We start from the raw sequence: 17,251 nt of genomic DNA, 5'->3' as shown, positions 1-17,251 counted from the left end.
GCCCCGCTACCCCTGCTCCCCGAGCCCCGACCGCAACTGCGCGAAGGCGAGCTCGGCCGCCTCGACCGCGTCCCCGTACACCTGGTCCGCACTCTCCCCCGCGTCGATCCGCCGCCAGTTCTCCAGGGCCAGGATGCGCAGTACGGCGATGATCTGGCCCGCGGCCAGCCTGTCCTGCACCCGGTCGCCCAGCGCACGGGCGAGCGCCGCCTCCGAGCGGCTCTGATAGGCGTACAGGCGGGCCACCAGGGACGGCGTCCCGTACAGCAGCCGCTGGAACGCCAGCACCTGAGGCACATCGCAGAGCCCGGTCACCGGGTCGCCCCGCTCCAGACCGTCCAGGAAGTTGCGGCGCAGGGCGTCCAGGGGGGATTCGGCCTCCGCACGGGCGGCGACGACGCGGGCCGCCTCGTCCTCGTGGTCGGCGAACCGGTGCAGGACCAGGTCCTCCTTGGCCGGGAAGTACCGGAACAGTGTCGGCTTCGAGATATCGGCCGCTGCCGCCACCTCCGCCACCGAGACCTTGTCGAAGCCCCGCTCCAGGAACATCGCGATCGCGGCCTCGGAGGCCGCCTGATAGGTCAGCCGTTTCTTCCGCTCCCGCAGACTCGTCTGCTCGTTCCCGGGCTTCTCTCCGTCCATGACCATGAAGCGTACGCCCTTGACCTCAACCGAACTTGACGTCCGAGAGTGGTCGCACGGGCGTGACGCGCCAGGTCCGCCCGCCCTCAGGCCCCGGACCTCGCCCGCGCCTCCACCAGAACCTCGATCCCGTCCAGCACCCGCTCCAGCCCGAACCTGAATTCGTCATCGGGCTCGCGCGGCGCCCCCAGCACCTCGGAACCCAGCAGCCGGGAGAGCGACGGATGGCGTACGGGGTCGACGAGCCGGTTCAGGGTGCGGGTGTACCCGTCCGTCACCTCCTGCGCCGGAATGCCGCGCGCTTCCACGGCGGCCGCGAGATCGCCCATCAGCAGCGCTTCGTTCCGTACGAACCCGTTGATGAGCAGGATGACGGAGACCTCCTCGCGCGCGTCCAGGCCGGTGCCTTCGAGTGCCTGGAGGCCCTGCTCCCACCAGGCGACGGAGTTCGGACTGGCGGGCGGGCCCGAGACGGGGATGCGGAGCATCCACAGATTGCGGTGGAACACCCGGCGCTGCGCCCACGCCCACTGCGTGAGCGCCTCCCGCCAGCCGGCCCCGCTCTCCAGCGCGGGCAGCGGGGGCGGCGGGCCCATCGCCGCCTCCTGCATCAGGACGTACAGCTCCCCCTTGGCGGACACATACCGGTAGAGCGACATCGTCGAGGCCCCCAGGTCCTTGGCGACCCGCCCCATCGACACCCCACCGAGCCCCTCAGACGCCGCCACCGCCACCGCGGCGTCCACGATGCGGGCCAGACTCAACCCCGGCTTCGGCCCCTTGACCGGACGCGCCCGCAGCCCCCAGGCGGCCTCGATACTGGCCGGCAGGCCCGTACCGCCCGACGGGCCCTTCTCTTCAGTCACCTGAACCCCACCTTCCCTCGATCCCATCCTAGATATGCGTAATGCGTACACAGTTATGCGTACTACGCACACGGACGGGCGGTTCAGGAGGCGGAGGTGGTGGCGATGCGCGGGTGCGACTGCGACTGAGCGGGTGGGCGCGCCCTCAGAACAGGTCCGGGCACCAGGCCCGCCGCCCCGCCCGGAACATCCCCTCCGCCACCGCCACCGCGCCGGGCGTGAGTTCCTCGATGTGGCCCAGGGCCGCCAGCCGGGACGGTGATTCGTCGCCCAGGTAGAGGGTGCCCAACTCCCGTACGTCCAGCGCGAGGTCGGCGTCGGCCGTGGTGGGGGTGCAGGTCGCGGCGGAGGCGGACGCTTCCAGGCGGTAGCGGCCGGTGGTCAGGCCCGTGGTGTCGTGGATGTCGAGGGTGAGCGTGCCGGGTACCGCGTAGGTGCGGGCCTCCAGGGCGCGTACGACGTCCAGGACCCGTACCCACAACCAGTCCGCCTGGGTCACGATGCGGGCCGCGCGCGGGTCCGGGAGGAGGAGGGGCAGCAGGTCGTCGGGGGCGCGGTAGCCGGAGCGGACCGTGGTGATCCAGTCGATCGAGCAGACGAAGTGCCACAGCGTGCGCTCGGCGGCCGGGGTGACGGCGATCTGCCCGAGCACCGTGGCCCCGTTCAGCGGCTGCTTGGCATCGCCCCACTTGTTGTCGGCGCGGTAGGCGATCAGGCCCTCGGCCTCGCCGGCCGCGTTGCTGTAGACCGCGTAGTAGGGCTCCGTCCAGCTACCTGGTCCGAGTTCGACCTCGCCGGTGTTCACTTCCCACCAGCGCGCGTCGCGGTCGATCACACCGTGCTGCCGGGCGCGCAGCCGCTCGTGGAGGGCCGGGCCCAGCTTGCGTACGTCCGCGCCGCTCACCAGGTCGATCCGGCCGCCGTCCTGCGCGGACGGGCCCGACCAGCGCGGGTCGAGACCCGCCCTCGGTACGTCGATCTCCCACTCGGTGGTCCATGCCGCCGGGCCGAAGCCGTACCGCCCGTAGATCGGGTACTCGGCGGCGATCAGCGTGGCGACCACGTCACCGCGCTCCTTCGCCGCCGCGAGGTCCGTGGCCATCATCCGGCTGAGCAGCCCGCGGCGGCGGTGCGTGGGCGACACCGTGACGTTGCAGATCGCGTCGGCCGGCACCGTGGCGCCGCCGACGACCGTGAGTTCCTGCGCGAAGGAACGGAAGGTGGCCACGCACCGCCCGCCGTCGAACGCGCCCTGCGCGCGGATGAGATCTGTGTGCGGGAGGCGCCGTTCCGCCTCCTGTTCCGTCCCCGTCGGCTGCTTCAGAAATCCGGTGTGCTTGGCACGCAGCCAGTCGGGGAACTCGGCGGCGGTGATCGTACGGACGTCAGAGGCCATGCGAGCCACGCTAGACACACGGCGCACGGGATGTCTCCCGGTTTTCCGCCGCCGTGGAACGGACGGGTCAGAAGGCCGCCCGGATCTCGCCGACCTCCCCGCCGCCGCCCAGCAGCGGCGCGTGTCCGATCCGGGAGACCACCGGGGCGTCGATGCCGAGCAGCCGCAGCGAGCGGGCCAGTACCGGCCCGAGCGCCCGCGTCGCACCGTCGTCGACCTTGAAGGCCAGCGCCCGGCCGTCCGCCAGCGCCACCGCCTGCACCGCCTCGGCGCCCATCTTGGAGAGCGTGCCCGGCACCTCCCGCATCAGCCAGGTGTCGGGGCGGCGGGTTCCGGCCACGTACTCGGGGTGGGCCCGCATCGCGTCCCCGACCCGGCGCTCCGCCGTCCCCGGCCCCGCCAGTACGAACGTGCGGAAGGCCCGCGCCAGGCCCACCAGGCTGATCGCCATCAGTGGCGCACCGCACCCGTCCGTGCCGACCGCCGTGACCGGCTCGCCGGCCGCCTCCTCCACGACCTGGTGGACCAGCTGCTGGAGCGGGTGCGCCGGGTCGAGGTAGGACTCCTGGTCCCAGCCGTTCACCGCGCACACCGCGAGCATCGCCGCGTGCTTGCCGGAACAGTTCATGGTGATCCGCTCCCGGGCGTGGCCCGCGGCGAGATACGTCTCCGCCTCGACCGGGTCCAGCGGCAGATCGGGCGGGGTCTGCAGATCACCGGGCGTCAGTCCGTGCTCGGCGAGCATCGTGCGGACGAGTTCGAGGTGGAAGTCCTCGCCGGAGTGGCTCGCGGCGGCCAGTGCCAGCCGCTCCCCGGACAGATCGAGCCCGGCCCGCAGCACGGCCGCTGCCTGCATCGGCTTGTTGGAGGAGCGCGGGAAGACCGGCACCGTCGGGTCGCCCAGGGACCGCTCCACGCTGCCGTCGGCGGCCAGGACGACCAGCGAGCCCCGGTGATGGCCCTCCACGAAGCCGGACCGTACGACCTCGGCCAGGACGGGGAGAGCGGAGGATATGGCGGATGGGGCAGCGGGGGCGGCGCTGGAGGTCATGGTGGCCTTCCGGGGACGGGCGGAACCCGCCCCCGGAAGGATCGCTTCAGGCGAGCAGGTCGTCTACTTGTGCTTCACCGTCACGGTACCTGCGGGCGATCTCCGCGCTGCAATCGTCAGTGGTGCGTTGCAGCTGGTGACGGCGGCGGGAGACCTGCTGTTCGTAGCGGACCAGGCGTCCCATCGCGGTGTGCAGCTCTTCGTCCGTACGGGCGTCGAGGTCGGAGAGCTCGACCTCGGCGAGCGTCTCGGCGGCCAGCCGGCGGTACTCGTCGCTGCGGGGCGTGGTCAGCGTGACGTGCCGGGCGGAGGAGCGGTGCTGGGACGGGGTGTCGGCGAGGATCTCCGAGAGCCGGTCCACCACCGGTGTCTCCGGATCCAGCCGCCGGGCCAGCTCGGCCCGCAGGATGTCGATCCGGCCCTGGACGAGCCGGCGCACATAGCTGAGGTCCGCCTCGTCGCGCTGCGCATCGCGGCGCAGCGTGCGCAGTTCCGGCAGCCGCAGGGCGCCCAGCTCGGGCTGCGGCCCGGCGGACAGGCCGTCCGCCGGGCCGTGACCGTTTCGCTGCACGGGTGGGCGCATGGTGCTGGTGCTGGTGCTGGCGCCGGTACGCGTGACCGGTACGGCGCCGGGGGACTGCCCGGTTCCATAGATGCTCATGCTTGTGTCCATCCCCTCGACCGGTGCGTCGGCACACCGCCTTCCGAGCATGGTGCCACTCCGGTGGGGCTTGTGTGGATGCTCTGTACCCGTTCAGCCCAAGATAGGTTGGTCTGTATGCGTGCAGTGATACAGAGGGTGGACGGCGCGAGCGTCACGGTGGCGGACGGCGCGGACGGGGCGGGCGGGCCCGAGGTGGTCGGCGAAATCGTCGGCGAAGGGCTGTGTGTGCTGGTGGGAGTCACCCACGGGGACACCCCGGAGAAGGCGGCGCAGCTCGCCCGCAAGCTCTGGTCGCTCCGCGTCCTGGAGGGCGAGAAGTCCTGCTCCGATGTGAATGCACCGCTTTTGGTGATTTCGCAGTTCACTCTCTACGGGGACGCCCGGAAGGGCCGCAGGCCCACCTGGAACGCCGCGGCGCCCGGCGAGATCGCCGAACCGCTGGTCGACGAGGTGGTGAAGCAGTTGCGGGCACTGGGGGCGCAGGTGGAGACGGGCCGGTTCGGAGCGGACATGCGGGTCTCGCTCACGAACCACGGCCCGTTCACCGTCATCGTCGAGGTCTGATCCGACCGGGATCCGGTCGAGGTCTGAACCGAGGACCTTACGGTTCGACGACCGTCTCCTGGGCCGCGGCCGTGTCCCCGGCGAGCAGCTCGGCGTCCACCGCGACGTTCCGCTTGACCAGGGCCAGGGCGATCGGCCCCAGCTCGTGGTGGCGGGCGGACGTGGTGATGAAGCCCAGCTGGCGCCCCTCGGCGCCGTCCGCGGCGAGCCGCACCGGTGTGCCGTGTCCGGGCAGCAGGACCTCGCTGCCGTCGAGGTGCAGGAAGACCAGCCGACGCGGCGGCTTGCCCAGGTTCTGCACCCGGGCCACCGTCTCCTGGCCGCGGTAGCAGCCCTTCTGGAGATGTACGGCGGTGCCGATCAGGCCCAGCTCGTGCGGGATGGTGCGGTGGTCGGTCTCGAAGCCGAGGCGCGGGCGGTGCGCCTCCACGCGCAGCGCCTCGTACGCCAGGATGCCGGCCACCGGGCCGTGCGCCGCCGCGTACTTCTCCAGGTCGGCGCGGGGCAGGAACAGGTCCCGGCCGTACGCCGTCTCCCGTACCGTCACGCCGTCCGGGACCTCCGCGATGGAACCGGCCGGCAGATACACGACGGCGAAGTCCTCGGTGCGGTCGGCGACTTCGACCCGGTAGAAGAACTTCATGGACTCCAGGTAGGCGATGAGGTCGCCCTGGGTGCCCGGTTCGGCGTGCATCCACACGGTCTCGCCGTCGTCGACGAGGTAGAGGGCGTGCTCGATGTGCCCGTTGGCGGTGAGGATCAGGGCCTCGGTGGCCTGGCCCGGGGCGAGTTCGCTGACGTGCTGGGTGAGCAGGAGGTGCAGCCAGGCCAGCCGGTCGCTGCCGGTGACGGTGACGACGGCGCGGTGCGAGAGGTCGACGAGGCCGGAGCCGTCGGCGAGGGCGCGCTGCTCGCGGAACAGGTCGCCGTAGTGCGCGGCGACGCCTTCGTCGCGGCCTTCGGCGGGGACGGCGCCGGGCAGGGACAGCAGGGGGCTCTTCATGCGACCAGCGTACGACGCGGCATGAACGACACGGCCGGAGAGGCCGTCGGGCGGCTACTGGACGAGCACTGGACGGCTCCCGCGCGCCCTACGGCTTGGGACCGGCCGTTTCGGCGGACGCCCGGTCGGCTTCCTCGGACGCCGCCTTCGCCGTGCACTCGGCACAGCGGCCGAAGATCGCGAAGTGCTTCATGTCCGTCTCGAACCCGAAGCTGTTCTGCAGCTTCGCGGTGAACTCGGCGACGACGGCGACATCGGCCTCGATGACGTTCGTGCAGTCGCGGCAGACCAGATGGATGTGGTGGTGACGGTCGGCCAGGTGGTACGTGGGCGCCCCGTGTCCCAGATGGGCGTGGCTGACCAGCCCCAGCTCCTCCAGGAGTTCGAGCGTCCGGTAGACGGTGGAGATGTTCACGCCGGACGCGGTCCTGCGCACCTCGGAGAGGATGTCGTCGGGTGTCGCGTGTTCCAGCGCGTCGACGGCTTCCAGGACAAGCTGCCGCTGCGGCGTCAGCCGATAGCCGCGCTGTCGGAGATCGGTCTTCCAGTCGGTGCTCACCACACGCCCAGTGTAGGACCGGGTGAGCACCTGTCCGCAGCTGTGTGCGAGGGGAACCCGTGAGCCGGCGGACTGCCCGCGGACTACTTGAAGAAGGCGATGCCGTCGTCCGGCAGGTCGCCGAGGCCCTTCGCCATCGCCTCGACCTCTTCCGGGGTGACGACCTTCTTCAGGTGCGCCGACATGTACGGGCGCAGCTCCACCTCGGGGGTGGCCTTCTCGCCGACCCACATCAGGTCGCTCTTCACATAGCCGTACAGACGCTTGCCACCGCTGTACGGGCCGGAGGCCGCGGTCCGGGCCACCGCGTCGGTGACCAGGTCGATCTGCGGCTTCTTGTCGGCCAGCTCGCCGTACCAGATCTCGATGACGCCCTGGTCGCGGACCATGACGACCTCGACCTTGCGGTCCTTGTCGATGCGCCAGTAGCCGGACTCGGACTCCAGCGGCCGGACCTTCTCGCCCTCGGAGTCGAGCACCCAGCTGTGCGAGACGTACTCCAGGAAGTCGCGGCCGTCGTGGCTGAAGGAGACTTCCTGGCCGAAGTTGCACTGCTCGGCGCCGGGGAAGTCGGAGACACCCGCGCCCGCCCAGTTGCCGAGGAGGAAGGCCAGCGGGACGAGGTCCGGGTGGAGGTCGGACGGGATCTCGATCATGAGCGGCTCAGACGATCTGTGAGGTGGGGGTGGCTGCGGACGTGACACATGGGGTGCGAGGTGTCACGTTGCTGTGACGGGGCACCCGCGCGGGCCGGTGCGGGGAGCGCGGAGCGGTCAGCGCTGACCCTGGTACAGCTTCTTCACGGTCAAACCGGCGAAGGCGAGAACGCCGACGCAGACCAGGACCAGCAGGGCGGAGAAGAATGCCTCGAGCACGGGAACTCCTTGCAACAAGCGTTATGGCAGCAGTACGGGGCCGGGCCCCAGCCTAATGGGTTGGGGCCCGGCCCGCCGGTCCGGGGCTTCGCCGGGCCCGACCCACCCGGCGATTACAGTTCGGCGTATGCCGAAGAAGCTCGTGATCAAGGTGACCGCAGGTGCCGACTCCGCCGAGCGCTGCTCGCAGGCGTTCACGGTGGCCGCGGTCGCCGTCGCCAGTGGTGTGGAGGTCTCGCTCTGGCTGACCGGGGAGTCCTCGTGGTTCGCGCTGCCGGGGCGCGCCGCCGAGTTCGAACTGCCGCATGCCGCGCCGCTGCCGGATCTGATCGAGTCAATCCAGGCGGGCGGCCGGATCACCCTGTGCACGCAGTGCGCGGCCCGTCGTGACATCACCGAGCAGGACGTCCTGGAAGGCGTACGGATCGCCGGTGCGCAGGTCTTCGTCAGCGAGATCATGGCCGACGGCGTCCAGGCCCTCGTCTACTGATCCAAACGAAAGACCCTAGCGCCGTTTCTTGCCGTCGAGTTCGTCCCACCACTCGTCGGACTTCGGGTCACCGGACGGATCGTCCCACCAGCGGTCATCCGGCCCCCGCCGGTTGGCGACCATGGCCGCGATGGGCGGGATGACCATCGCGACGAGGCACATCACTATCGCGGCGGGCATCGACCACAGCCTGACAAACGACCAGGCCGATACGAAGAGGACGATGCAACCGCCCATCATCAGGAAATAGCCGCGACGGCGCCGCGCGTACATGCCTCCAGGGTAGGCCTCATGCCCGCCCGTGCGAGCGGCCCGAACGGGTCCGACCGGGTCCGGACGGCGCGAAGGGCCGTACCCCGTCCAGGAAGGCGTCCAACCCCCTGGGGTACGGCCCTTCGGCCGATCTGTGTCGCGGCACGCGGGCCGCGGCGGGAACTACGGGAACCAGGGCCTGCCCGGCTCCTAGACGGCGATCGCGACCTCGGAGAGGCCACCGGTCTGCGCCACGACCGTGCGGTCGGCGCTGCCGCCCGGGACGAGGGCGCGCAGCGTCCACGTGCCCTCGGCCGCGTAGAAGCGGAACTGTCCGGTCGCCGAGGTCGGGACCTCGGCGGTGAACTCGCCGGTCGAGTCCAGCAGGCGCACGTAGCCGGTGACGGGCTCGCCGTCGCGGGTCACGCTGCCCTGGATGGTGGTCTCACCGGGCTTGATGGTCGAAGCGTCGGGGCCGCCGGCCTTTGCTCCACACATGTGTTTCGTCCTTCGGGTCGGGGGGGGGCGTGCTGGTCCGGGTCGTGCGGAGTTACTTGTTGGCGCCGAGCTCGATCGGCACACCCACGAGGGAGCCGTACTCGGTCCACGAACCGTCGTAGTTCTTGACGTTCTCCTGGCCGAGCAGCTGGTGCAGCACGAACCAGGTGAGCGCGGAGCGCTCACCGATGCGGCAGTACGCGATGGTGTCCTTCGACAGGTCGACCTGCTCGGCCTCGTAGAGGGCCTTGAGCTCGTCGTCCGACTTGAAGGTGCCGTCGTCGTTGGCGTTCTTCGACCACGGGATGTTGCGGGCACTCGGCACGTGGCCGGGGCGCTGGGACTGCTCCTGCGGGAGGTGCGCCGGGGCGAGCAGCTTGCCGCTGAACTCGTCGGGCGAACGCACGTCGACCAGGTTCTGGTTGCCGATCGCCTTCACGACTTCGTCGCGGTAGGCGCGGATCGACTCGTCCTGCGGCTGGGCCTTGTACTCGGTGGCCGGGCGGGACGGGATCTGGTCGCCGTCGACCAGGTCGCGGGAGTCCAGCTCCCACTTCTTGCGGCCGCCGTCGAGCAGGCGGACGTCCTGGTGACCGTAGAGCTTGAAGTACCAGAACGCGTAGGACGCGAACCAGTTGTTGTTGCCGCCGTACAGGACGACCGTGGTGTCGTTGCCGATGCCCTTGCCGGACAGCAGCTCCTCGAAGCCGGCCTGGTCGATGAAGTCGCGGCGGACCGGGTCCTGGAGGTCCTTGGTCCAGTCGATCCGGATCGCGTTCTTGATGTGGTTCTTCTCGTACGCCGAGGTGTCCTCGTCGACCTCGACGAGAGCGACCTTCGGGTCGTCGATGTGGGCCTCGACCCAGTCGGCGTCTACCAGGACGTCACTGCGGCTCATTCTGTTCTCCTCCGGGGCAGTCTGCGGCGAGATGATGCGAGACGGTGCGTGATGCGGGTGTACGGCGGCGCGGCGTGCGGCACACGTACAACGGCTATCGGGATGGACCCTGACGCGTCGGTCGAAGGGCCGGGGGAATGCGGGGTGCCGAAGGCTCCCGCTCAGACAGTGCGACAGAGCATGGCGGCGACGCGGCACAGGTCCACTGCCCGCCGCTTCGTGAGATCCGCCCGTCCCCGCTGTGGGAGACCGCCAATAGAGCACTGCATGGGACCGATCGTAGGGAGGTGCGGGCGGACATGTCACCGCCGTGTCGCATCCTGAGACGAGATCGTCCGTCATGCGAGATGAGAATGGGGGCGGGGCACCCCCGGCGCCGCTCCCGTGCCACCGGAGGCCGTCGGCCATCTACGGATCGGACACGGCCGTCTCAATATGTGGCGCGCGGGGCTGTCGAAGCCCTGCCCGGCTTCGGCGGGAGACAGGCCCTGAGGGGAGAGGGGAGATAAGACCGACCGCGGTCTAAGCCCTAACCGGCGAGCTGCACGTCCGTGCCCGTGACCGAGATCTCCAGGCCGTCGGCGGTCGGCTGGATCTTCTGGAGCTTCAGACCGCTCGGCAGGCCGCCGACCTCCCGGTCGAAGTCGGTCTTCTGCCGCACCAGCTCCTCCAGCCCGGGGATGCTCTCGCCCGGCACCTTGTCCGCGTGCACCCGGAGCGTGTGGCCGTCGACCAGGGTGACGGTGGAGAGCACGCTGCGCGAGATCGGGCGGCCGAGGATGTCGACCGAGCCGGTCACCTTCACCTTGTTGTTGCCGCCGTACTCGACGGCGACGCCGTCACTGGCGGCCTCGGTGAGGTCCTTGTACGAGATGACGGCGGTGCCCGTGGCACGGGCGGCGGTGGCGCTGGAGTAGCCGTCGGCCAGCTTGACGTCGTGCAGCGCGGCGTTCATTTTGCTGATCCGGAGCCTGCGGCCGTTGGCGGCGGTCTCGATGCCGGTGATCTCGACGTCGACCTCGTCGAGCTGGTCTCCGGCGACCTGTGTCAGGAACGGGAATCCCTTGATGGAGACGTCCGTCGAGCCGATCGTGGCACCGGTGATCCGGATCTTCCCCGCGGCCTCCGACTCGGCGAAGTACACCGCCGCCCGGTCGACGGCGACGAAGATCCCGCCCAGAACCACCACGATGACCAGCAGTATCCGCAGTGCACGCATGCCCGCTCTTTCCCCCACCCTGCAATCCGGCCGGACCCCCGGCGCCCCGCACATCCACCGAACGTGCACGGCGCCCCGGGTGATCGACGAGCGGGCACCCCTCTTCGGTTCCCGGGGCGGTCGGTCCCGCGCTACGAGATCGCGCGGCCGATCAGGTACACGGCGGGCGCCGCGGCGGTGAGCGGCAGTGCCACACCGGCGGTCATGTGGACGAAGCGCGACGGGTAGTCGTAGCTCGCCACCCGCAGCCCGATCAGTGCGCAGCCACCCGCCGCGAGGCCGAGCAGCGCGCCCTTCGTGCCCAGGTCGGTGAGCGCCCCGGCCACGGCGCCACCGCCCGCGGCGGCGAGCAGCGCCACCACGACCGAGACCGGTCCGGGCAGCGGCAGCGCGCGGGCGAGCACGGCGACCGCGACGGCCACTCCGCCCACCGTCACCGCGTCCGGGACCGCCGCGAGGTGTCCGGCGGCGAGGACCGAGAGCGCGGCCGAGGCGACGGTGGCCATCAGCCCCTGCATCCGCTCGTCGGCGCTCGCGTGGCTGCGCAGCTGGAGGACCACGGTGAGCAGCACCCAGATGCCGAGGGTGCCGAGGACCGCGGCCGGTCCGTTCTCCCGGCCCGCGGCGAGCAGCGCGATGTCGGCGACGAGGCCGCCCGCGAATGCGAGCGCGATGCCCTGCCGGGCCGGCCACATGCCGTTGAGCCGGAACCAGCCGGCCGCGGTCACGGCCTGGAGCAGCACCAGCGGTACGACCAGGGCGTACTGCCCGATCGCGGCCCCCAGGGCGAGCAGCAGCCCGAGTCCGGCGGTGATCGCGGCGGGCTGCATGCCCGGCGCGATGATGGGCGAGCGGCCCTCGGCGCGGGCCCGCTGGGCGTCGGTGATGCGGCTGTTGCCCAGGGTGGTGGGTGCGCTGTAGCCGTCCGCGTCGTGCGCGGAGGCGGCGGGCCCGGCCGGCTCGGCGGCGAGGGGGGCTGCCGGTGCGGCCGGCGTCTCGGGCGGCAGCGGGTACGAGCCCGAAGCGCCCTGCGGCGACAGGTAGGCGGTCTCGGCGGCGTCCGGAACGGGCTGGGCGGGCTGGGCGGGCTGGAGGACCGGCTGGTACTGGGTGTCCCAGGTCTGGCCCTCCCACGTCTGTGCGACGCCGGGGTCCTGCGGGCCGTGGGCCGCGGGCGCGGCGGGCTCCTGCGGGTACCCGGCCGGCCAGGCCTGCCCGGGGCTCGACCGGGGCGCCTGGTTCGGGTCGTACGGACCCTGCGCCTGCTGCGGGGCTCCGTACGAGGGCTGCTGGCCGTACGGCTGCGCGCCGTAGGACTCGCCACCGTACGACTGCGCACCGTAGGACTGGTCGCCGTAGGACTGGTCGCCGTACGACTGGTTGCCGTGCGGGTACGACTGCGGCTGCCCGCCGTTCGACGGGTCGTGGCCGGGGCCGTACCCGTAACGCGGGTCCTGTCCGTACGGATGCTGCTGATCGTTGCTGCTCATGTTCTGCGGTTCACCCTCCTGCGAACGGCGGGAGCACCTCGACCGTGCCGCCCTCGGCAAGGCGTACGGTCTCATGGCCGCGGGTCCCCACGGGGTCACCGTCGATGAGGAACGAGCACCTTTGCAGCACTCGGGTGAGCTCTCCGGGGTGTCGTTCACGCACCGCGTCGAGCGCCTCGGCGAGGGTCGCAGCTGTGTACGGCTCCTCCGCGGTCCCGGCGGCGGCCTTGGCGGCGGCCCAGTAGCGGATGGTTCCCGCGGGCATGGTGCCACTCCTCTCGTCTCGCGTCAGCAGTCCATCATCGGTCACGGCGCCACCGCCCAGTCCGCGATGCGGGTGAGCAAGGTCTCGTCCGCGGCGTTCTCCGCATGCCCCATGCCGTGCTCCAGCCACAGCTCGGCGCCGTCGCCCGCCGCGTCGGCCAGCGACCGCGGGTGATCCAGCGGGAAGTACGGGTCCCGGTCGCCGTGCACGATCAGCAGCGGCGTCGGGGCGATCAGCCCGGCCGCCTCGACCGGCGGGAGCGGCACCGGATCCCACTCGTCGCGGTCGATCCGGGTGCGCAGGCCGTAGCGGCCGACCAGGCGGCCCATGGGCCGGGTGACCACCCAGTGCAGACGGCGCATCGGGGCCGTGCCCCGGTAGTACCAGCGGGCGGGGGCGCTCACGGCCACCACCGCATCCGCGTGCGCCTCCGTACGCGCCCCAATGCGCCCCTCGCGCTCCGCAGCGCCACCGGCTTCCGCGCCGTCCGCCGCCCGCCCCGGATACAGCGCCCCGTGCCGCAGCACCACGGAACCGCCCATCGAGAACCCGACGGTCACCACCCGGCGGTGTCCGAGCGCCCGCGCCCACGCCACCGCGGCCGTCAGATCCAGCACCTCGCGGTCGCCCACCGTCGACCGCCCGCCGGACCCGCCGTGCCCCCGGAACGAGAACGTGATCACGGCCGCACGCCGGGCGAACACCCCGGCGGCACGTCGCACCGCGGGCCGGTCCACCGAACCGGTGAACCCGTGCGCGAGCACGATCGCAGTACCGTCGAAGGGTGATTCCGCAACGACCCCGGCAGCGGCCCCGGCGCCTGCCGTACACGGCTCGTACACCGCCTCGATACGCACCCCGTCATCGGTACGCAATGTGGTGCGCAGGGGACCAGACGTGATCGAGGGAACAGCGGAACTCCGAAATCGCCCCTCGGACACAGAACTCATGTGGGCTATTGTGCTGGGAAGAGGATCCGGGCAAAGCAGCCCCCGGGTCCTTTTGTGCTTTCCAGGCGTTGTTACGGCGACGTTTCCACAAGCTCAGCGGTCCCAGGGCGCGGGACCGCACCGCAGGACCAGCACGACGTACGAAGCAGTGCCGCATACTCCCCCGGGCCGGGCCCGGGAGTGCCCCTCTCGCAGGGAACGAGGAGGACCGACGTAATGGGCGAGCGAACCGTGCACGATCATCGACCGACGACCCAGGCAGGTGGGCGGCGATGAGTTCACTGCTGCTCCTGACGAATGCCCTTCAACCGTCGACGGAGGTGCTGCCCGCCCTCGGTCTCCTGCTTCACAGCGTGCGGGTGGCGCCGGCCGAAGGCCCCGCTCTCATCGACACCCCCGGTGCCGATGTCATCCTGATCGACGGCCGCCGCGATCTTCCCCAGGTGCGGTCGCTCTGCCAGCTGCTGCGGTCCACCGGACCGGGCTGTCCGCTGCTCCTCGTCGTGACGGAGGGCGGTCTCGCGGCCGTCACCGCCGACTGGGGCATCGACGACGTGCTGCTGGACACGGCGGGACCGGCCGAGGTCGAGGCCCGGCTGCGGCTGGCCACCGGCCGGCAGCAGATCACCGCCGACGACTCCCCGATGGAGATCCGCAACGGCGACCTCTCGGTCGACGAGGCCACGTACAGCGCGAAGCTGAAGGGCCGGGTCCTGGACCTGACCTTCAAGGAATTCGAACTGCTCAAGTACCTGGCGCAGCACCCGGGCCGGGTCTTCACCCGCGCCCAGCTGCTCCAGGAGGTCTGGGGCTACGACTACTTCGGCGGTACGCGCACGGTCGACGTCCACGTGCGGCGGCTGCGCGCCAAGCTCGGCCCCGAACACGAGTCGCTGATCGGCACGGTCCGCAACGTCGGCTACCGCTTCGTGACACCCGAGAAGGTGGAGCGCGCGGCCGAGGAGGCCAAGGCCAAGGCCGCGGCGGAGACGGCCGCCGAGCCCGTAACCCGTTCGGAGCAGTCGCAGAGTGCCGAGATGACGGAAGAAGCCCCGGTCCGACCTGCCGGGAGGTAGGTATATCCGCGTAGACTGCCGCGCGTGGCCAAGGTGACGCGGGACGATGTGGCGAGACTGGCGGGGACGTCGACCGCGGTCGTCAGCTACGTCATCAACAACGGACCGAGGCCGGTCGCCCCGGCCACGCGCGAGCGGGTACTCGCCGCGATCAAGGAGCTGGGCTACCGGCCCGACCGGGTTGCCCAGGCGATGGCCTCGCGGCGGACCGATCTCATAGGAATGATCGTGCCGGACGCCCGGCAGCCGTTCTTCGCGGAGATGGCGCACGCGGTCGAACAGGCCGCCGCCGAGCGCGGGAAAATGGTGCTCGTCGGCAACTCCGACTACCGCGACGAGCGCGAGGTCCACTATCTGCGGGCCTTCCTCGGCATGCGGGTCTCCGGCCTGATCCTGGTCAGCCAGGGCCCCAGCGAGCGGGCAGCGGCCGAGATAGAGGCATGGGACGCGCGGGTCGTGCTGCTGCACGAGCGGCCGGAGGCGATCGACGACGTCGCGGTCGTCACCGACGACGTCGGCGGCGCCCAGCTCGCCACCCGGCACCTGCTGGAGCACGGCAACGAGTACGTGGCGTGCCTCGGCGGCGTGGAGTCCACCCCGGCGGTCGGTGACCCGGTCGCCGACCACGTCGAGGGCTGGCGCCGTGCGATGCACGAGTCGGGGCGCTCGACGGAGGGCCGGCTCTTCCAGGCCCCGTACAACCGTTACGACGCCTATCAGGTGGCGCTGAAGCTGCTCGCCGGGCCGGACCGGCCGCCGGCGATCTTCTGCTCGACGGACGACCAGGCCATCGGGGTGCTGCGGGCCGCGCGCGAGCTGCGGATCGATGTGCCCGGGGAGCTCGCGGTGGCGGGCTTCGACGACGTGAAGGAAGCGGGTCTGACCGATCCGCCGCTGACGACGGTCTCCTCGGACCGGCCCGCGATGGCGCGGGCGGCGGTGGACCTGGTGCTCGACGACTCGTTGCGGGTGTCGGGGTCGCGGCGGGAGCGGCTGAAGCAGTTCCCGTCGGCGCTGGTGGTCCGGCGCTCGTGCGGCTGCGGGGAGCCGACGCTCCGGGCGTGACGGCCCGGGGCGGGACGGGGCGGCCCGGGGCGGGATCCTGGTCCGTCCCCGTGCCGGCCGCTCCTTATATCGGGCATACGAGGTTCTGCCGGGCTTCTCAGCGCGTGCTCAGGCTTCTCTCATCTTCGCCGGACACGCTCGTAGACATGACAGAGAGCCAGCGCCCGAGCGGCGAGTACCCGATGTACCCCTCGTACGGCAACGGCGACGCGGCCTACCCGCCGCCGCCGTCATACCGGCCCGCGCAGCCGATCGCGACGGGCCCCGGAACCACCGTGTGGCCCAGCAGCGGCGGAGACGGCGGGCACGGCGGCGGGGACGGCGGCAACGGGCAGGCCTTCCCGCCGCCCGCACCGCCCGAGCCGGCCGCGCCCCGGCACCGGGCCAGGCGGCCGGTCGCCCTCCTCGCGGCGGTGGCGATCGCGGCGGCGATCGTCGGCGGCGGCACCGCCACCGTCATCGAGCAGCTCACCGGCAACGACTCGAACAGCGCGGGCAGCGTCGTCCCCGGCACCACCGTCTCGCAGAGCAGCAAGGGCACCGTCTCGGGTGTCGCCAAGGCCGTCTCGCCGATGATCGTCGAGATCAACGCGACCTCGACCGCGGGCGAGTCCACCGGCTCCGGCGTGGTCATCACGTCCGACGGCGAGATCGTCACCAACAACCACGTCATCTCCGGCGCCTCGTCGATCAAGGTGACGCTCAGCACCGGCCGGACGTACACCGCCGATGTCGTCGGCACCGACCCCGACAAGGACCTCGCGCTGATCAAGCTCCAGGGCGCGAGCGGGCTGAAGACGGCCACGCTGGGCGACTCCTCGGCGGTCGCGGTCGGCGACCAGGTAGTCGCGATCGGCTCGCCCGAGGGCCTCACCGGCACCGTCACCAGCGGCATCGTCTCCGCCCTCGACCGCGATGTCACCGTCGCCAAGGAGGACGACAGCGGCCGGGGCCAGGCCCAGGGCGGGCAGAGCGGCGGCGAACAGTGGCCGTTCGAGTTCGGCGGCCGGCAGTTCAACGGCGACACCGGCAACTCCACCACCACGTACAAGGCCATCCAGACCGACGCCTCGCTCAACCCCGGCAACTCCGGCGGCGCGCTCATCAACATGAACGGCGAGATCATCGGCATCAACTCCGCGATGTACTCGGCGAGTTCGTCCGGCGGGTCGAGCGGTTCGAGCGCGGGCAGCGTGGGTCTCGGCTTCGCCATCCCGGTGAACACCCTCAAGGCCGACCTCGACACCCTGCGGGCCGGCAACAACTCCTGAGGAGACAGACATGCACCACCCCGCCCACACCCCCACCGGCCCGGCAGACCTTGCCCTCCCCCTCACCCTCGTAGCGGAACAGGCCGCACACGGGCCGCGCCGGGCCCCGGAAATCCGTGCCACCACTGCCCGCGGGCGCCGGGCCGCACGACGACGT

Annotated in this window: 21 protein-coding genes; 5 read left to right on the top strand and 16 right to left on the bottom strand. The window is 71.3% G+C overall.

What is annotated here, in order from left to right; translation table 11 throughout:
• Nucleotides 1-6 precede the first annotated feature (6 nt).
• The 5 genes from OG978_RS22195 to OG978_RS22175 form a co-directional block, all read right to left on the bottom strand.
• Complete coding sequence (locus OG978_RS22195) at nucleotides 7-648, bottom strand: TetR/AcrR family transcriptional regulator (protein ID WP_442817730.1); 642 nt, start codon at nucleotides 646-648, stop codon at nucleotides 7-9.
• 80 nt (nucleotides 649-728) lie between these two features.
• Nucleotides 729-1,535: a TetR/AcrR family transcriptional regulator C-terminal domain-containing protein gene (locus OG978_RS22190; RefSeq protein WP_442817729.1), complete on the bottom strand. Its 807-nt coding sequence runs from the start codon at nucleotides 1,533-1,535 to the stop codon at nucleotides 729-731.
• A gap of 118 nt (nucleotides 1,536-1,653) precedes the next feature.
• Nucleotides 1,654-2,904, bottom strand: a complete 1,251-nt coding sequence (locus OG978_RS22185) for a GNAT family N-acetyltransferase (protein WP_326766891.1) — start codon at nucleotides 2,902-2,904, stop codon at nucleotides 1,654-1,656.
• Nucleotides 2,905-2,971: 67 nt separating this feature from the next.
• Nucleotides 2,972-3,955: an asparaginase gene (locus OG978_RS22180; protein WP_326766890.1), complete on the bottom strand. Its 984-nt coding sequence runs from the start codon at nucleotides 3,953-3,955 to the stop codon at nucleotides 2,972-2,974.
• Between the two features lie 46 nt (nucleotides 3,956-4,001).
• A complete protein-coding gene (locus tag OG978_RS22175; RefSeq protein ID WP_326766889.1) occupies nucleotides 4,002-4,616 on the bottom strand; it encodes an RsiG family protein in 615 nt (204 codons plus the stop codon).
• Nucleotides 4,617-4,733: 117 nt separating this feature from the next.
• Here OG978_RS22175 and dtd point away from each other — a divergent pair, with 117 nt between their 5' ends.
• The gene (dtd, locus tag OG978_RS22170; protein ID WP_326766888.1) at nucleotides 4,734-5,183 is read left to right on the top strand and encodes a D-aminoacyl-tRNA deacylase; all 450 of its coding nucleotides are present in this window, start codon (nucleotides 4,734-4,736) and stop codon (nucleotides 5,181-5,183) included.
• 37 nt (nucleotides 5,184-5,220) lie between these two features.
• Here dtd and ygfZ read toward each other — a convergent pair whose 3' ends face one another.
• From ygfZ to OG978_RS22155, 3 genes are all read right to left on the bottom strand, one after another.
• Nucleotides 5,221-6,186, bottom strand: a complete 966-nt coding sequence (gene ygfZ, locus OG978_RS22165) for a CAF17-like 4Fe-4S cluster assembly/insertion protein YgfZ (protein ID WP_326766887.1) — start codon at nucleotides 6,184-6,186, stop codon at nucleotides 5,221-5,223.
• Between the two features lie 88 nt (nucleotides 6,187-6,274).
• The gene (locus OG978_RS22160) at nucleotides 6,275-6,748 is read right to left on the bottom strand and encodes a Fur family transcriptional regulator (protein WP_326766886.1); all 474 of its coding nucleotides are present in this window, start codon (nucleotides 6,746-6,748) and stop codon (nucleotides 6,275-6,277) included.
• Between the two features lie 80 nt (nucleotides 6,749-6,828).
• A complete protein-coding gene (locus OG978_RS22155) occupies nucleotides 6,829-7,401 on the bottom strand; it encodes an FABP family protein (RefSeq protein ID WP_326766885.1) in 573 nt (190 codons plus the stop codon).
• A 346-nt stretch (nucleotides 7,402-7,747) separates the two neighbouring features.
• Between OG978_RS22155 and OG978_RS22150 the strand changes: the two genes are divergently transcribed.
• Nucleotides 7,748-8,110, top strand: a complete 363-nt coding sequence (locus tag OG978_RS22150; RefSeq protein ID WP_124717294.1) for a DsrE family protein — start codon at nucleotides 7,748-7,750, stop codon at nucleotides 8,108-8,110.
• Between the two features lie 15 nt (nucleotides 8,111-8,125).
• Here the strand turns inward: OG978_RS22150 and OG978_RS22145 are convergent, their stop codons facing one another.
• The 8 genes from OG978_RS22145 to OG978_RS22115 all read right to left on the bottom strand — a co-directional run bounded on the left by OG978_RS22145 (nucleotide 8,126) and on the right by OG978_RS22115 (nucleotide 13,682).
• A complete protein-coding gene (locus tag OG978_RS22145) occupies nucleotides 8,126-8,383 on the bottom strand; it encodes a DUF3099 domain-containing protein (RefSeq protein ID WP_326766884.1) in 258 nt (85 codons plus the stop codon).
• A gap of 189 nt (nucleotides 8,384-8,572) precedes the next feature.
• On the bottom strand, nucleotides 8,573-8,860 hold the full coding sequence (locus OG978_RS22140) for a DUF1416 domain-containing protein (RefSeq protein ID WP_018490348.1): 288 nt from the start codon (nucleotides 8,858-8,860) through the stop codon (nucleotides 8,573-8,575).
• 52 nt (nucleotides 8,861-8,912) lie between these two features.
• Nucleotides 8,913-9,758 (bottom strand): sulfurtransferase, encoded by an 846-nt coding sequence (locus OG978_RS22135; protein ID WP_326766883.1) that lies wholly within the window; start codon nucleotides 9,756-9,758, stop codon nucleotides 8,913-8,915.
• A gap of 161 nt (nucleotides 9,759-9,919) precedes the next feature.
• Nucleotides 9,920-10,027, bottom strand: a complete 108-nt coding sequence (locus OG978_RS48350) for a putative leader peptide (protein WP_350983699.1) — start codon at nucleotides 10,025-10,027, stop codon at nucleotides 9,920-9,922.
• Nucleotides 10,028-10,287: 260 nt separating this feature from the next.
• Nucleotides 10,288-10,977, bottom strand: coding sequence for an LmeA family phospholipid-binding protein (locus OG978_RS22130; RefSeq protein WP_326766882.1), 690 nt, complete (start codon nucleotides 10,975-10,977; stop codon nucleotides 10,288-10,290).
• Nucleotides 10,978-11,108: 131 nt separating this feature from the next.
• The gene (locus OG978_RS22125) at nucleotides 11,109-12,467 is read right to left on the bottom strand and encodes a hypothetical protein (RefSeq protein ID WP_326766881.1); all 1,359 of its coding nucleotides are present in this window, start codon (nucleotides 12,465-12,467) and stop codon (nucleotides 11,109-11,111) included.
• 10 nt (nucleotides 12,468-12,477) lie between these two features.
• Complete coding sequence (locus tag OG978_RS22120) at nucleotides 12,478-12,732, bottom strand: MoaD/ThiS family protein (protein ID WP_124717298.1); 255 nt, start codon at nucleotides 12,730-12,732, stop codon at nucleotides 12,478-12,480.
• A gap of 41 nt (nucleotides 12,733-12,773) precedes the next feature.
• The gene (locus OG978_RS22115; RefSeq protein WP_326766880.1) at nucleotides 12,774-13,682 is read right to left on the bottom strand and encodes an alpha/beta hydrolase family protein; all 909 of its coding nucleotides are present in this window, start codon (nucleotides 13,680-13,682) and stop codon (nucleotides 12,774-12,776) included.
• 272 nt (nucleotides 13,683-13,954) lie between these two features.
• On the opposite strand from OG978_RS22115, the gene OG978_RS22110 reads away from it, so the two are divergent.
• From OG978_RS22110 to OG978_RS22100, 3 genes are all read left to right on the top strand, one after another.
• Entirely contained in the window at nucleotides 13,955-14,758 is an 804-nt protein-coding gene (locus tag OG978_RS22110) for a response regulator transcription factor (protein ID WP_326766879.1), read from the top strand.
• A gap of 24 nt (nucleotides 14,759-14,782) precedes the next feature.
• Nucleotides 14,783-15,823: a LacI family DNA-binding transcriptional regulator gene (locus OG978_RS22105; protein ID WP_326766878.1), complete on the top strand. Its 1,041-nt coding sequence runs from the start codon at nucleotides 14,783-14,785 to the stop codon at nucleotides 15,821-15,823.
• Between the two features lie 146 nt (nucleotides 15,824-15,969).
• On the top strand, nucleotides 15,970-17,094 hold the full coding sequence (locus OG978_RS22100) for a S1C family serine protease (RefSeq protein WP_326766877.1): 1,125 nt from the start codon (nucleotides 15,970-15,972) through the stop codon (nucleotides 17,092-17,094).
• Nucleotides 17,095-17,251: the final 157 nt, after the last annotated feature.

The organism is Streptomyces sp. NBC_01591 (assembly GCF_035918155.1).
GTDB lineage: Bacteria > Actinomycetota > Actinomycetes > Streptomycetales > Streptomycetaceae > Streptomyces.
The sequence above is the reverse complement of the archived record's forward strand: the minus strand, read 5'-3'. Positions and strand labels throughout refer to the sequence as shown.

Coding starts and splice junctions, on each gene's coding strand:
- OG978_RS22195 (WP_442817730.1), bottom strand. CDS start 648: ATGGTCATGGACGGAGAGAAGCCCGGGAACGAGCAGACGAGTCTGCGG.
- OG978_RS22190 (WP_442817729.1), bottom strand. CDS start 1,535: ATGGGATCGAGGGAAGGTGGGGTTCAGGTGACTGAAGAGAAGGGCCCG.
- OG978_RS22185 (WP_326766891.1), bottom strand. CDS start 2,904: ATGGCCTCTGACGTCCGTACGATCACCGCCGCCGAGTTCCCCGACTGG.
- OG978_RS22180 (WP_326766890.1), bottom strand. CDS start 3,955: ATGACCTCCAGCGCCGCCCCCGCTGCCCCATCCGCCATATCCTCCGCT.
- OG978_RS22175 (WP_326766889.1), bottom strand. CDS start 4,616: ATGAGCATCTATGGAACCGGGCAGTCCCCCGGCGCCGTACCGGTCACG.
- dtd (WP_326766888.1), top strand. CDS start 4,734: ATGCGTGCAGTGATACAGAGGGTGGACGGCGCGAGCGTCACGGTGGCG.
- ygfZ (WP_326766887.1), bottom strand. CDS start 6,186: ATGAAGAGCCCCCTGCTGTCCCTGCCCGGCGCCGTCCCCGCCGAAGGC.
- OG978_RS22155 (WP_326766885.1), bottom strand. CDS start 7,401: ATGATCGAGATCCCGTCCGACCTCCACCCGGACCTCGTCCCGCTGGCC.
- OG978_RS22150 (WP_124717294.1), top strand. CDS start 7,748: ATGCCGAAGAAGCTCGTGATCAAGGTGACCGCAGGTGCCGACTCCGCC.
- OG978_RS22145 (WP_326766884.1), bottom strand. CDS start 8,383: ATGTACGCGCGGCGCCGTCGCGGCTATTTCCTGATGATGGGCGGTTGC.
- OG978_RS22140 (WP_018490348.1), bottom strand. CDS start 8,860: ATGTGTGGAGCAAAGGCCGGCGGCCCCGACGCTTCGACCATCAAGCCC.
- OG978_RS22135 (WP_326766883.1), bottom strand. CDS start 9,758: ATGAGCCGCAGTGACGTCCTGGTAGACGCCGACTGGGTCGAGGCCCAC.
- OG978_RS48350 (WP_350983699.1), bottom strand. CDS start 10,027: ATGCAGTGCTCTATTGGCGGTCTCCCACAGCGGGGACGGGCGGATCTC.
- OG978_RS22130 (WP_326766882.1), bottom strand. CDS start 10,977: ATGCGTGCACTGCGGATACTGCTGGTCATCGTGGTGGTTCTGGGCGGG.
- OG978_RS22125 (WP_326766881.1), bottom strand. CDS start 12,467: ATGAGCAGCAACGATCAGCAGCATCCGTACGGACAGGACCCGCGTTAC.
- OG978_RS22120 (WP_124717298.1), bottom strand. CDS start 12,732: ATGCCCGCGGGAACCATCCGCTACTGGGCCGCCGCCAAGGCCGCCGCC.
- OG978_RS22115 (WP_326766880.1), bottom strand. CDS start 13,682: ATGAGTTCTGTGTCCGAGGGGCGATTTCGGAGTTCCGCTGTTCCCTCG.
- OG978_RS22110 (WP_326766879.1), top strand. CDS start 13,955: ATGAGTTCACTGCTGCTCCTGACGAATGCCCTTCAACCGTCGACGGAG.
- OG978_RS22100 (WP_326766877.1), top strand. CDS start 15,970: ATGACAGAGAGCCAGCGCCCGAGCGGCGAGTACCCGATGTACCCCTCG.